At 66.9% G+C, this 12,239-nt stretch carries 13 protein-coding genes; 11 read left to right on the top strand and 2 right to left on the bottom strand.

Going from position 1 to position 12,239, the window contains the following annotated elements; genetic code table 11:
- Positions 1-182 precede the first annotated feature (182 nt).
- Both ACODTJ_RS16780 and ACODTJ_RS16785 read left to right on the top strand, forming a co-directional pair.
- Positions 183-575: a thioredoxin family protein gene (locus tag ACODTJ_RS16780; RefSeq protein ID WP_454657882.1), complete on the top strand. Its 393-nt coding sequence runs from the start codon at positions 183-185 to the stop codon at positions 573-575.
- A 9-nt stretch (positions 576-584) separates the two neighbouring features.
- Positions 585-1,307 carry a cytochrome c biogenesis CcdA family protein gene (locus tag ACODTJ_RS16785; protein ID WP_454657883.1) on the top strand — a complete coding sequence of 241 codons (723 nt, stop codon included), beginning with the start codon at positions 585-587 and terminating at the stop codon, positions 1,305-1,307.
- A gap of 231 nt (positions 1,308-1,538) precedes the next feature.
- Here ACODTJ_RS16785 and ACODTJ_RS16790 read toward each other — a convergent pair whose 3' ends face one another.
- Positions 1,539-2,363: a hypothetical protein gene (locus tag ACODTJ_RS16790; protein ID WP_454657884.1), complete on the bottom strand. Its 825-nt coding sequence runs from the start codon at positions 2,361-2,363 to the stop codon at positions 1,539-1,541.
- A gap of 206 nt (positions 2,364-2,569) precedes the next feature.
- Here ACODTJ_RS16790 and ACODTJ_RS16795 point away from each other — a divergent pair, with 206 nt between their 5' ends.
- From ACODTJ_RS16795 to ACODTJ_RS16835, 9 genes are all read left to right on the top strand, one after another.
- Positions 2,570-3,067 carry a DUF721 domain-containing protein gene (locus tag ACODTJ_RS16795; RefSeq protein WP_454657885.1) on the top strand — a complete coding sequence of 166 codons (498 nt, stop codon included), beginning with the start codon at positions 2,570-2,572 and terminating at the stop codon, positions 3,065-3,067.
- 92 nt (positions 3,068-3,159) lie between these two features.
- Positions 3,160-3,780, top strand: coding sequence for a DsbA family protein (locus tag ACODTJ_RS16800; protein ID WP_454657886.1), 621 nt, complete (start codon positions 3,160-3,162; stop codon positions 3,778-3,780).
- Positions 3,781-3,963: 183 nt separating this feature from the next.
- Positions 3,964-7,419 carry a chromosome segregation protein SMC gene (gene smc, locus ACODTJ_RS16805; RefSeq protein WP_488849479.1) on the top strand — a complete coding sequence of 1,152 codons (3,456 nt, stop codon included), beginning with the start codon at positions 3,964-3,966 and terminating at the stop codon, positions 7,417-7,419.
- Positions 7,420-7,704: 285 nt separating this feature from the next.
- Positions 7,705-8,055 (top strand): AtpZ/AtpI family protein, encoded by a 351-nt coding sequence (locus tag ACODTJ_RS16810; RefSeq protein ID WP_265058296.1) that lies wholly within the window; start codon positions 7,705-7,707, stop codon positions 8,053-8,055.
- 43 nt (positions 8,056-8,098) lie between these two features.
- Positions 8,099-8,860 (top strand): F0F1 ATP synthase subunit A, encoded by a 762-nt coding sequence (locus ACODTJ_RS16815; protein WP_454657888.1) that lies wholly within the window; start codon positions 8,099-8,101, stop codon positions 8,858-8,860.
- A gap of 67 nt (positions 8,861-8,927) precedes the next feature.
- Complete coding sequence (locus ACODTJ_RS16820; protein WP_038360954.1) at positions 8,928-9,155, top strand: F0F1 ATP synthase subunit C; 228 nt, start codon at positions 8,928-8,930, stop codon at positions 9,153-9,155.
- Between the two features lie 132 nt (positions 9,156-9,287).
- Complete coding sequence (locus ACODTJ_RS16825) at positions 9,288-9,857, top strand: F0F1 ATP synthase subunit B family protein (protein ID WP_454657889.1); 570 nt, start codon at positions 9,288-9,290, stop codon at positions 9,855-9,857.
- Between the two features lie 11 nt (positions 9,858-9,868).
- The gene (locus ACODTJ_RS16830) at positions 9,869-10,345 is read left to right on the top strand and encodes a F0F1 ATP synthase subunit B family protein (protein WP_454657890.1); all 477 of its coding nucleotides are present in this window, start codon (positions 9,869-9,871) and stop codon (positions 10,343-10,345) included.
- A gap of 264 nt (positions 10,346-10,609) precedes the next feature.
- Positions 10,610-11,416, top strand: a complete 807-nt coding sequence (locus tag ACODTJ_RS16835) for a dienelactone hydrolase family protein (protein ID WP_454657891.1) — start codon at positions 10,610-10,612, stop codon at positions 11,414-11,416.
- A 195-nt stretch (positions 11,417-11,611) separates the two neighbouring features.
- Here the strand turns inward: ACODTJ_RS16835 and ACODTJ_RS16840 are convergent, their stop codons facing one another.
- On the bottom strand, positions 11,612-12,181 hold the full coding sequence (locus ACODTJ_RS16840; RefSeq protein WP_488849483.1) for a L,D-transpeptidase family protein: 570 nt from the start codon (positions 12,179-12,181) through the stop codon (positions 11,612-11,614).
- Positions 12,182-12,239 lie beyond the last annotated feature (58 nt).

The raw sequence follows: 12,239 nt of genomic DNA on the forward strand, positions 1-12,239 counted from the left end.
GTTCATCGCGAACCGCGACCACCGCGGATCGGCAACGCCCTCGCCTTTCAACGAAGCACGACGGCCAAGGCGAGACGCGCTGTGTTCACGTCGCCGTGAACAGCTTCGCGCCAGCGTAACCTCGGAGCACTTCGTCGCGAAATCACAGCAGTACCCCACGAGCACAAGGACAGGAACCGCTCATGCTCTCGCGCCGTCATCTCCTCGCCGTCGCGGCTTTCGCCGGCCTCGTCTCATCTGTTCCCAGCCACGCCGCCGAGAACATTCCCTACACGCCCGGAGCCTTCGGCGAGGCGCAGAAGGCCGGAAAGCCGATCCTCGTCGAGATTCATGCCGATTGGTGCCCGACCTGCCGCGCACAGGCCCCGATCATCTCCGATCTGCGCAAGAATCCGCGGTTCAAGGATCTCGTCGTGTTTCGCGTCGATTTCGACGGCCAGAAGGATGTCGTCAAACAGTTCGGAGCGCGCATGCAAAGCACGCTGATCGTCTTCAAGGGCTCCCGCGAAGCCGGACGTTCGGTCGGCGACACGAACGGAAAGACGATCGAAACCCTGCTCGTCAAAGCGCTCTAGAGACGTCCAATGGTTCTCGGCAGCCTGGGTCTTGCCTTCCTGGCCGGCCTTCTTTCGATCCTGTCCCCATGCGTGTTGCCGCTCCTGCCGATCGTGCTGGGCAGCGCGGCGACCGAGCATCGTTTCGGGCCCCTGGCGCTTGCTGCCGGCGTGGCGCTGTCATTCGTCGCGGTCGGTCTGTTTGTCGCGACGATCGGCTATGGGCTCGGTCTCGATGCCGATGTCTTCCGGACCGCTGCAGCCATCCTGATGATCGCGGTCGGCGGCGTTCTCGCCATTCCGCCGCTTCAGGTCCGCCTCGCCGCAGCCGGCGGCCCGGTCAGCGACTGGGCCGAGCGTAATCTGTCCGGCTTCTCCACGCAGGGGATCTCCGGGCAATTCGGTGTCGGGCTGCTCCTTGGAGCCGTATGGGCGCCTTGCGTCGGCCCGACGCTGGGAGCCGCGTCCGTGCTGGCCGCGCAAGGCGAAAACCTCGGTCAGGTCGCCGGGATCATGGCGGCGTTCGGCTTCGGCGCGGCTATTCCCCTGATGGCTCTTGGCCTGATGTCGCGCCAGGCAATGTTGCGCTGGCGGCAGCAGATGCTCCAGGGTGGCAAGACGGTGAAGATTCTGTTGGGGATCGTGCTGATCGTCGTCGGCCTCTTGATCGTCAGCGGCTACGACAAGGCGATCGAAGCCGAACTGGTCAGTCGCTCGCCGGCCTGGCTGGTCAATCTAACCACGCGCTTCTGAGATGCGGTTCGCCCTCGCGGGGAAGCTCTTGCGAGCCGGCGGCCCAGGCCCAGACCCGATAGGGACCGGGCCGCTCGCCCGCATTCGCGCGCCATGGCGGCGCCCGGCGATGTCGGTCGTACCAGGCGAGAAGGTCGGCGGCGCGAGGCAGGGGAACAGGAATGTCGATGCAGCGGGTTTGACGCGAGAGGTCGATGCTGTGGAAGGGTTGGGCGCCCACCTCGCGAGCTGCTACTTCAGCGTTGCGATAATCGCGTCGATATCCCCGCAATCCCGCGCGGAAGGCGCCTGCCCGGCACGCTCGTCGACCGCCCTTATCGCCTCATGAGCCTTCCTGAGGCGCTCGATCGTCGCCGGCGACTGATCCTTCATCATCATGTTGGAGGTGATCTCCATCACCTGCATGGAACGCCTGTTGAGTTCCTCCTTGGTGCAGGCTCCGGCGGTGGGAGGAGCGGCCCCGACATCATCCTTGGCGCCCGCAGGCTTCGCCTTCGCGGCAGCATCCTGCAAACGGACCGTCGAGACGGCGAGATCGCAGGCCAGCGCGAATTGCTCGGCCTTGTCCGCCCGGTAGATGCATTCGAAATTATAGGCCTTGCCGTTCACGATCGTGAAGACATAGCGCTTGAGCTGCGGACGCTCCTTGCTGAAGGGCATGCGAACGTTCTGGAAGACCATGTCGACGGCGGGCCCACCGAGCATCGTGGTCATGGTCGAGGATCTGAGCGTGGTCGAGGGCAGACGCGCGATCGCCTTGGTGAATTCGTCGGTGATCTGCGGCCGCGTTGCCTCGCTCGCCTCCTTGATATCGCCCGCGTCACGCGGGCCGAGGAAGGTCACGATGACATCGCCATTCGTAGACGAGGATGCGGTCACACCCGTCACATCGCCGGTTCCATCGGCGAATTCGTGATCCAGCGTGAAACTCTGGGGATAGCTGAACGTATAGGAGCCGTCGGGGGCGTCGAAAGCCCGCGTGCCCTGAGCGGCAACGGCGGTCGGCATGGTCAATGCAAGGGCCACTAGCAGGCCGGCACGTGCAAAAAGCGACATCATCTTCTTTCTGTCTTGCTACGGGTGGCCTATCGCGGCGGCGCGATCCTGATGGATCGTTCGCGTTCGACGGCCATTTCGGTATGGTGGAACGTCTTCACGACAGAATTCGCCTCACCGCGCTGCGCCACCGATCGGTGGCGATTGCGCAGCCCATTCCTAGGCAACCGCTTGCAGCCCACAAGCGCCGCGCCCACAATGCAGCCATGTCCGCCAAACCACTCGCAGAGCTGATCGACGACTGCATCGCGCCCGCGCTCGCCGCGCAGGGTTTCGCGGGGCGCGCCATCGTCTCGCTCTGGCCGGAGATCGTCGGCGAGCGGCTGGCGGCGCGTTCGCGACCGCTCAAGATCGACTGGCCGCGGCGGCGGCCGGCGCCGGGCGAGGCCTCCGAGCCGGCGACGATGGTGGTGCGGGTCGAGAGCGCCTTCGCGCTGGAGATGCAGCATCTCGGACCGCTGCTGGTCGAGCGCGTGAACACCCATCTCGGCTGGCGGGCTGTCGGCAAGCTCGTGCTCAAGCAGGGACCGGTCGCGGCGCCGGTCGTGGCGAAGCCGGTACCGAAGCTGGATGGAGAAACCGTGGCGCGCGTCGAGGCTCAGGTCGCCGGCGTCGCGGATGAAGGACTGCGCGAGGCCTTGGCCCGGCTCGGCCGGGCGGTGGCGCTACGCACGAAAACGCAAGGCGACGACACGGCTTCGTGAGCGGAGCGGTACGCGGCACGATGCGCTCTTGCCACAATCGCGATGGCCTCTATAGCTCCAACCGATTTCGACCTTTCCGAGGATATCTCACGATGACGAACAGGCGACAGCTCCTGACCGGCGCAGCCGGCATCGCCGCTGCCGCGCTCGCCGGCGGCACCGCCGCGCGGGCCCAGACCAAGCTGCCCGATGCCGGCCCGCTGGGCGACGTCTGGCTCGGCACGGCCGATGCCAAGGTCACCATCGTCGAATATGCCTCGCTGACCTGCTCGCATTGCGCGACCTTCCATGCCGCCACCTGGCCGGAGCTCAAGAAGAAGTACATCGACACCGGCAAGGTGCGCTTCACCCTGCGCGAGTTCCCGCTCGACCCGCTGGCGACGGCCGGCTTCATGCTCGCCCGCTGCAACGGCAACGACAAATATGTCCCGATGACCGATCTGCTGTTCGCGCAGCAGCGCAACTGGGCTTTCACCGACAAGCCGGTCGATGCCCTCTCGTCGCTGGTCAAGCAGGCCGGTTTCACACAGGAATCCTTCGAAGCCTGCTTGAAGCGCCAGGATATCTATGACGCCGTCACGGTGGTGAAGGATGGCGGGGCCAAGGCTGGCGTGGATTCGACGCCGACCTTTTTCATCAACGGGCAGAAGCGGTCAGGTGCGCTCACGATCGCCGAATTCGACAAGATCCTGGAGCCGCTCCTCGGCAATTGAGGCGGCGGTTTTCCGCTCGCGCTCTCCAAGCGCGGCATTTGTCTCAGCCCTCATCCTGAGGAGCCGCGGAGCGGCGTCTCGAAGGATGGTTCCAGTGCGCTCTGGAGCATCCTTCGAGACGCAGCCGAACTGGCTGCTCCTCAGGATCAGGGCTGAGGCATTTCGGGCCTGCGCGGTGGCTTCATGCATCTGACGCGCCTCAAGCTCGCCGGTTTCAAGACTTTCGTCGAGCCGACGGAGTTCCCGATCGAGCCGGGGCTGACCGGCGTCGTCGGTCCCAATGGCTGCGGCAAGTCCAATCTCGTCGAAGCCCTGCGCTGGGTGATGGGCGAAAGCTCGTTCAAGAACATGCGTGGCTCGGGGATGGACGACGTCATCTTCGGCGGCTCGAACGAGCGCCCGGCCCGCAACATGGCCGAGGTCTCGCTCACCCTCGACAACAGCGACCGCAAGGCGCCGGCCGCCTTCAACGAAGCCGATGTGCTGGAGGTCACGCGCCGGATCGAGCGCGAGGAAGGCTCGACCTATCGCATCAACGGCAAGGAGGTGCGGGCCAAGGACGTGCAGCTCCTCTTCGCCGACGCGGCGACCGGCGCACGCTCGCCGGCCCTCGTCCGGCAGGGGCAGATCAGCGAGATCATCTCGGCCAAGCCGCAATCGCGCCGCCGGATCCTCGAGGACGCTGCCGGCATCGCCGGCCTGCACAGCCGCCGCCACGAGGCCGAACTGCGCCTGCGCGGGGCCGAGGACAACCTGACCCGGCTGGAAGACGTGCTCGGCGAGATCGACGGGCAGATCGACGCCCTGCAGCGGCAGGCGCGGCAGGCCGGGCGCTATCGCAGCCTTGCCGCCGATATCCGCCGGGCCGAGGCGACGCTCGCCGTCATAGCCCTGCACGATGCCCGCGCCCAGGAGGCGCAGGCGGCGCATGTGCTGGAAGAGGCCGTGCGCGGCGTCGCCGACCAGACCAGTCTCCAGGCCGAGGCCGCCAAAAGGCAGGCAGTCGCCGCCCATGAACTGCCGGCGCTGCGCGAGGGCGAGGCCAACGCCGCAGCCGCTTTGGTTAGGTTGAAGCGGGGTTTGGACGAGCTCGAAGCCGAGAACAAGCGGGCCCGGCAGCGCACCGAGGAACTCGGCAAGCGCCTCAGCGAATTGCAGGCCGATCTGTCACGGCAGGAGACAATCGGCCGCGATGCGTCCGAGAGTCTGGCACGGCTCGCGGAAGAAGACGCTGCGCTGACCCGGGAAGGCGATGGCGCCGGAGCGGGCGCTGAGGCGGCGACGACAGCGCAGCGCGCGGCGGAAGCGGCGCTCGCTGCCGCAGAAACCGAGCAAGCCGCCGCGCAAGCCGCGCTGTCAGACCTTGCCGCGCGGCGCGGCGCGCTGGAGCGTTCACTACGCGAGGCGCGCGAGCGGCAGGATCGCGCCGGGGCCGAGCGCGACAAGCTGCGCCGCGAGTTGGAGGTTCTCGATGCCTCCGATGCGAAGACGCTGCTCGACAAACTGCGCGAAGCTTTGATCGCGGCCGAGAAGACGCTGAAGACCGCCGATGCCGATGTCGCCAAAGCGCGCAATGCGGTCGCTTCAGCACGCGAGCGCGAAACTGGGCAGCGTGGCCCCCTCGCCGAAGCCGACCGCCGGGCGCAGCGCCTCGACACCGAGATCGGCACGTTGCGCAAGCTGCTTGCTCCGGCCGCAGGCGACCGCTGGCCGGCGGTGCTCGAAGCCGTCAGCGTCGCCAAGGGTTACGAGATCGCGCTCGGCGCTGCGCTGGGCGACGATCTCGACGCTTCGACCGAAGCAACCGCCCCGGCCCACTGGGACGATACCGGCGAAGGCCAGGATGATGCTGCCCTGCCCGCCGGCGCCGAGCCGCTGCTCACCCATGTCAAGGCACCGGCGGCTCTGCGGCGGCGGCTGGCGCAGATCGGCGTCGTCACACGCGACCAGGGGGACGCCCTGCGGGGTGCGTTGAAGCAGGGCCAGATCCTGGTGTCGCAGGCGGGCGACCTCTGGCGCTGGGACGGCTTCACCAGCGCGGCCGATGCCCCCTCGCCCGCGGCTCGGCGGCTCTCGGAGAAGAATCGCCTTGCCGATCTCGAACGCGAGGCGAAAGCGGCGCGAGAGGCTGCTGAGGCCGCGCGCCGGTCTCTGGAGGCCGAGAGCGCGGCGGCAAGACAGGCCGCGCAGGCCGAAAGTGCCGCGATCGAGGCTGCGAAGCAGGCACGACGCGGCGTCGATCAGGCCCGCGAGCAGCTGACCGTTGCCGAGCGCAAGGCAGCCGAGACGCTGGTAAAACGCTCGACGCTGGCGGAAGCGATCAAACGCCTCGGCCAGACCGTGTCCGAGACATCGCAACAGGCCGCGACTCAGGAGACCGGGCTTTCGGCCCTGCCCGCCTCCGCCGAGCTAGAGAACACCCTGCTCAAGGCCCGCGTGCTGCTCGGCGAGGCGCGCACCGCCGCCTCCGATGCGCGGGCCCGGGTCCAGACCCTGGCGCGGGAGGCGGATCTGCGTGCGCGCCGCCGCGAGGCCATCGCCGCCGATATCAAGGCCTGGCAACTGCGCACGACTGCCAGCCTCCAGAGCGCCGAGGAGACGCAGCGCCGAATCGAGGCTGCCAGCGCCGAGCAGAAGACGCTTCTCGAAGCCCCCGATACCTTCCTGACCGAGCGGCGGCGCCTCGTCGCCGAGATCGAGCAGGCGGAAGGCGCCCGCCGGGAAGCCGCCGACAGGTTGGCTGCCGGCGAAACCACACTGGCGGAGGCCGACCGGCAGGCGCGCATCGCGCTTGAGGGCCTGTCCGGCGCCCGCGAACGCCGCGCCTCGGCCGAAGCGCGACTGGAAGCCGCCCGCCAGCGCCTCGGTGACATCATCCGGCAGATCGAGGATGGGCTCGAGACCGGGCTGGACGGCTTGCAGACGATCGCAGGAATCAAGCCGGGCGATGCGCTGCCCGAGCCGGAGGCGATCGAGCGGCGGCTTGCCAATCTCAAGGGCGAGCGCGAGCGGCTCGGCGCCGTCAATCTGCGCGCCGAGGACGAACTGACCGAGGTGAAGGCCAAGCGCGAAGGGCTTTCGGGCGAGCGCGACGACCTCACCGAGGCGATCCGCCGCCTGCGGCAGGCGATCGGCGCGCTCAACCGCGAGGGCCGCGAGCGCCTGATCGCCGCCTTCGACGTCGTCAACGGCCATTTCCAGCGGCTGTTCGGCGTGCTGTTCGGCGGCGGCGAGGCCGAGCTCAAGCTGGTGGATTCGGAAGACCCGCTCGATGCCGGGCTGGAGATCATCGCCCGCCCGCCCGGCAAGAAGCCGCAGGTGATGACGCTGCTTTCCGGCGGCGAGCAGGCGCTGACCGCAACCGCACTGATCTTCGCGGTGTTCCTGACCAATCCCTCGCCGATCTGCGTGCTCGACGAGGTCGACGCGCCGCTCGACGACGCCAATGTCGAACGCTACTGCGACCTGCTCGTCGACATGGCCCGCAACACCGAGACCCGCTTCATCCTGATCACGCACAACCCGATCACCATGGCGCGGATGGAGCGGCTCTTCGGCGTGACCATGGCCGAGCGTGGGGTCAGTCAGATGGTCTCGGTCGACCTGGCGACGGCCGAGCGCATCCGCGACGCGGGATAAGCGGCCGCCTGCCGCCCGATCATCCCCAAAAACCTGGCCGGGAACGGCCGCGCCCCGCTGAAAAAATGCCACATTCGCTCCCGCAATGCGGCGAGATTGTCGCACTTAGCCAGAATTTATAGATATTCCAATGCGTTAGACATTATCTGCCTGCCTTGACAGCGCGGGGGGCTGCCAATAAAGGAGGCCGTGCTGACGACGGCTCGATGCGCGGGTTTGGTCGTGGTTATAGTGGTTTTTCGCGGGATCGCGGCGTAAACGCGATCAAGACGGAGAACCAAGGCCATGTCCGAACCCGACCCAAACGCCTCAGACTCGGAGTTGCGCGCAAGACTGGGCTCCCTGAAATCCGCGATCAAGCGGGCGGAAGAGAGCGAAAAGCCGGGCGCGAGCCCGGTTGGAGAGGACAAGGCCCTTGCGGGTGCGATGTCCTCAGGCTTTCGCGCCGCGACGGATCTCGCAGGTGGCATCATCGCAGGTGCCCTGATCGGGTACCTCGGCGACCGATGGCTTGGAACGTCCCCGTTCCTGCTGATCGCCTTCCTGGTGATCGGAGCCATCGCGGGCTTCAGATCCGTCTATCGGCTCGGTTCGCGTCCGACCTCCGGGTCGAAGGGCGGCCCGAAGGCGAATTGATCGAAAGGCGGCCTATCCCGGCCGCGCGACGAGGAACGAGACCATGGCGGCCGGCGGCGGAATCGATCCGATCCACCAATTCCACATCACGAATCTCGTTGAGCTGAAGCCGCTCGGCATCAACCTGTCGTTCACCAACACCTCGCTGTGGATGGTGATCGTGCTCGCCGTCGTCTCGGCGCTCATGATCTACGGCTCGAGCCAGCGTGCGGTCGTTCCCGGCCGCCTGCAGTCGCTCGCCGAGATGACCTACGAATTCGTCGCCTCCACGCTGACCGGCGTGATGGGCAAGGAAGGCATGAAGTTCTTCCCGTTCGTGTTCTCGCTGTTCATGTTCGTGCTGGCGAGCAACATGCTCGGCATGATCCCCGGCTCGTTCACCGTCACCAGCCAGATCATCGTCACCGCTGCCTTCGCCGTGCTCATCATCAGCGTCGTCGTGATCTACGGCATCGTGAAGCATGGCAGCCACTTCTTCGGCCTGTTCGTGCCGTCAGGCGTGCCCGGCTGGCTGCTGCCCTTCATCGTGCTGATCGAGATCGTGTCCTTCCTGTCGCGCCCGGTTTCGCTGTCGCTTCGTCTGTTCGGCAACATGCTGGCCGGCCATATCGCGCTCAAGGTCTTCGGCGGCTTCGTCGTCGCGCTCATCGCCGCGGGTGGCGCTGCGACCATCATCGCGCCGCTGCCGCTGCTGCTGGCGGTTGCGCTGACTGCGATGGAGTTCCTCGTCGCTTTCCTGCAGGCCTATGTCTTCGCGATCCTGACCTGCGTCTATCTCAACGACGCGCTGCACCCCGGCCACTGAGGCCAGGGGTAGCGCTCGCGAGAGTTCATCCCACCCTGTCATAAAGTTCCACACTGGAGATAAGATCATGGATCCTGTTGCAGCCAAGTTCATCGGCGCCGGCCTCGCCTCGCTCGGCATGGGCCTCGCCGCCATCGGCGTCGGCACCATCTTCGGCAACTTCCTCTCGGGCGCGCTCCGCAACCCGTCGGCGGCTGACGGCCAGTTCCCGCGCGCCTTCATCGGCGCGGCGCTCGCCGAAGGTCTGGGCATCTTCGCGTTCGTCGTCGCGCTCGTTCTGCTCTTCGTGGTCTGACGCTTTCGTCGATCGCTTTCTCGTCGCGCGTCGGAGCCATCCGGCCAAACGCGCGACGGTTTCCTATCTTTCAGCGCTGAAAGGCACGCTATGCCGGTTCGATCTTCAGGGTTCGCGCGAAAAGGATGGCCGATGGCTGTCGCCTCGTTCGCTGCTCTGCTGGCGGGTGCGGCGCAGGCTGCCACTCCGGGCCTGAGCGGCGAGAAGGCCTCCTTCCCGCCCTTCGACCCCACGCACTTCGCCAGCAACCTGTTCTGGCTCGCGGTCACCTTCGGTGCCCTGTACTGGCTGATGTCCAAGGTCGCGCTGCCGCGCCTGGGCTCCATCCTGGAAGAGCGCGCCGAGACGATCGGTCGCGACCTCGATCAGGCCACGCAGATGCAGGGCAAGGCCGAGGACATGGCGCAGGCCTATGAGAAGGCCCTCGGCGAGGCCCGCAAGAACGCCCAGGGCATCGCCCAGACGGCGCGCGAGGCTGGTGCCAAGGCGAGCGACGCCCAGCGTCACGCCACCGAGGCTGAGCTTGCCGCCAAGATGGCGCAGGCCGAGGCGACCATCGCCAAGACCAAGACCAAGGCGATGGGCAACGTTCGCGATCTCGGCAGCGATATCGCCGCCGCCATCGTCACCAAGCTGACCGGTCAGGCTCCCAGCGCCAGCGAGGCGTCGGCGGCTGTCGACCAGGCCCTGACGCGCGGCTGAGGAGAGTTCAGATGGATACTTTCTGGGTCGGCGTCGCGCTCGTCATCTTCCTTGCCATTCTGGTCAAGTTCGGCGTGCCGGGCGCGATCGTGAAGGCACTCGACGCTCGCGGCGAGAAGGTCGCGCAGGAGCTGGCGGAAGCCCGTCGCCTGCGTCAGGAGGCTGAGAAGCTGCTCGCGGAGTACGATGCCAAGCGCAAGGCCGCCGAGGCCGAAGCCGCCGAGATCGTCTCCTCCGCCAATGACGAGGCCAAGCGCCTCGCGGCGGAAGCCGAGGCCAAGCTGGCCGACTTCGTCGCCCGCCGCACCAAGGCGGCCGAGGAGAAGATCGCCCAGGCCGAGAGCCAGGCCGAGGCCGAGGTTCGCGCCGCGGCTGCGGACGCTGCCACCAAGGCCGCCGAGACCATCCTGCGCGGCCAGATGGCCGGCAAGGCCGGCGACGCCGCCTTCGCGGCCGGGCTGACCGAGGTCAAGGCCAAGCTCAACTGAGCTGGAGCCGATTGCTCGATATGATGACGCCGCGCCCGCAAGGACGCGGCGTTTTTCTTTGCCCTGCAAGCCAGAGCCTCACCGGGGTCCGTTGACGCGAACGGAGCACAACGTCATCCCGGACGCAGCGAAGCGGAGATCCGGGATCCTTCGTAGGGCTCCTGAGCCCTTCGATGGATCCCGGGTCAAGCCCGGGATGACGGCGTGGTTCCGAGAACTATTTCGCAAGCCTGATCGCGTGCCTGCAAGCTACGGAGTTTTGGGATGATCGGTCGCCTCGCCCGCCTGCTCGCCGTTGCTCTCCTCCCCTTCGTGGCAGCTACGGCTGCCGCAAACGCCTTTGAGAAGGTGAGCTTTCCCTCACGCGATTCGCTTGATCTCGTGGGCTGGCTGGCGCGCCCCGCCGGCACGGGCCCCTTCCCGGTCGTGATCGGCCTGCATGGCTGCGCCGGGCTCTACAGGGGCTCAGGCGAGATCAACGCCCGCGAGAGCGACTGGTCGCAGCGCCTGACCAGTGCGGGCTTTGCCGTGCTCCTCGTCGACAGCTTCGGGCCTCGCGGCATCAAGGCGCTGTGCAATGACCGGGAGCGCTCGCTAACGCCGGCCGGGCGCGCCCACGATGCCTTCGCCGCCATCGACTGGCTGGAAAAACAAGGCTTCGCCATGAAGCAGCGCATCGCCCTGATCGGCTGGTCGAATGGCGGCTCGACGGCGCTGCGCGTCGCCGGCGCATCCGAAGCGAAGCGCCTGCGCCATGTCATCGCCTTCTATCCCGGCTGCCGCGTCATCCTGAAGCGCGGCTGGCAGGCACAGACGGATACCGCGATCTTCCAGGGCCTGGCCGACGACTGGACGCCGGCTGCGCCTTGCGAGGAGCTTGCGCGTAGCGGTGGAGCCCGTTTCGTCGGATTCCCCGGCGCCTATCATGATTTCGACCATCCGAACCTGAAGCTGCGTGAGCGCAAGGCCGCCTATTCCGAGCGGCCCGACCGCATGGTCACGATCGGCACCGACCCGAAGGCGCGCACTGATGCGATCGACGCGGTGATGGCGATCCTGAAGCGGCCTTAGGTTGCCCGGATTGTTGCAGAGCTTTCCAGGTCGGCACCACCGTTGTCATTCCGGGGCTTCGCGGAGCGAAGAACCCGGAACCCACGACTGGGCGAGCCGCTCGCAACCGAACACGCCATGCCCAACCCAGTCGTGGGTTCCGGGTTCGCGCCTGCGGCGCGCCCCGGAATGACAAGGGTCGTGCTCGATAAAGCGTCAGTTGCTGGCGGTCGCCGTCGCGGCCGGCGGATTGCCCGAAGCGGTCATCCGCGCCGCGGCGGGCCTTGCCGGCGGCACCACGGCCGCCTTTGGCTTGGGCTTGCGCGGCTGGATCGTCGAGATGACGATGCCCTGCGGCGTGTCGAGCCCATAGATGTCGTCGCGGAACTGGACCTGCCCGTCCGCGCCCTGCCAACCCGTGAGATAGACCCAGGCGACCGGGACCTGCTTCTTCAGCGTGATGTTCTTGCGCTCGCCCTTGGCGATCTCGTCCTCGATCGACTGGCGATTCCATTCCGTGCCTTCGAGCAGCCAGGCTCCGAGGTCGCGGACGCCCTCGATGCGGGCGCAGCCGGAGGAGTTGAAGCGCACATCGTTGCGGAACAGCGTCTTCTTCGGCGTGTCATGCATGTAGACCGCATCGCCGTTGGGCATGTCGATCTTCATCTGGCCGAGCGAGTTCGTCGGACCCGGTTCCTGACGCACGTAGAAATAGGGGTTCTTCAGGGTCGCCCAATTGACGCTGGCCGGGTCGATTTCCTTGTTCTCGGCCCCCAGCAGCTTCATGTTTGCGTATTCCGATGAAGCCGGCCATTGATTCCGAAACGAAGCCGGCCACCTGTTC

This window comes from Allobosea sp. FG18, from assembly GCF_057809495.1.

Excerpts from the sequence above, each read along its gene's own strand:
- ACODTJ_RS16780 (WP_454657882.1), top strand. The coding sequence starts at position 183 with ATGCTCTCGCGCCGTCATCTCCTCGCCGTCGCGGCTTTCGCCGGCCTC.
- ACODTJ_RS16785 (WP_454657883.1), top strand. The coding sequence starts at position 585 with ATGGTTCTCGGCAGCCTGGGTCTTGCCTTCCTGGCCGGCCTTCTTTCG.
- ACODTJ_RS16790 (WP_454657884.1), bottom strand. The coding sequence starts at position 2,363 with ATGTCGCTTTTTGCACGTGCCGGCCTGCTAGTGGCCCTTGCATTGACC.
- ACODTJ_RS16795 (WP_454657885.1), top strand. The coding sequence starts at position 2,570 with ATGTCCGCCAAACCACTCGCAGAGCTGATCGACGACTGCATCGCGCCC.
- ACODTJ_RS16800 (WP_454657886.1), top strand. The coding sequence starts at position 3,160 with ATGACGAACAGGCGACAGCTCCTGACCGGCGCAGCCGGCATCGCCGCT.
- smc (WP_488849479.1), top strand. The coding sequence starts at position 3,964 with ATGCATCTGACGCGCCTCAAGCTCGCCGGTTTCAAGACTTTCGTCGAG.
- ACODTJ_RS16810 (WP_265058296.1), top strand. The coding sequence starts at position 7,705 with ATGTCCGAACCCGACCCAAACGCCTCAGACTCGGAGTTGCGCGCAAGA.
- ACODTJ_RS16815 (WP_454657888.1), top strand. The coding sequence starts at position 8,099 with ATGGCGGCCGGCGGCGGAATCGATCCGATCCACCAATTCCACATCACG.
- ACODTJ_RS16820 (WP_038360954.1), top strand. The coding sequence starts at position 8,928 with ATGGATCCTGTTGCAGCCAAGTTCATCGGCGCCGGCCTCGCCTCGCTC.
- ACODTJ_RS16825 (WP_454657889.1), top strand. The coding sequence starts at position 9,288 with ATGGCTGTCGCCTCGTTCGCTGCTCTGCTGGCGGGTGCGGCGCAGGCT.
- ACODTJ_RS16830 (WP_454657890.1), top strand. The coding sequence starts at position 9,869 with ATGGATACTTTCTGGGTCGGCGTCGCGCTCGTCATCTTCCTTGCCATT.
- ACODTJ_RS16835 (WP_454657891.1), top strand. The coding sequence starts at position 10,610 with ATGATCGGTCGCCTCGCCCGCCTGCTCGCCGTTGCTCTCCTCCCCTTC.
- ACODTJ_RS16840 (WP_488849483.1), bottom strand. The coding sequence starts at position 12,181 with ATGAAGCTGCTGGGGGCCGAGAACAAGGAAATCGACCCGGCCAGCGTC.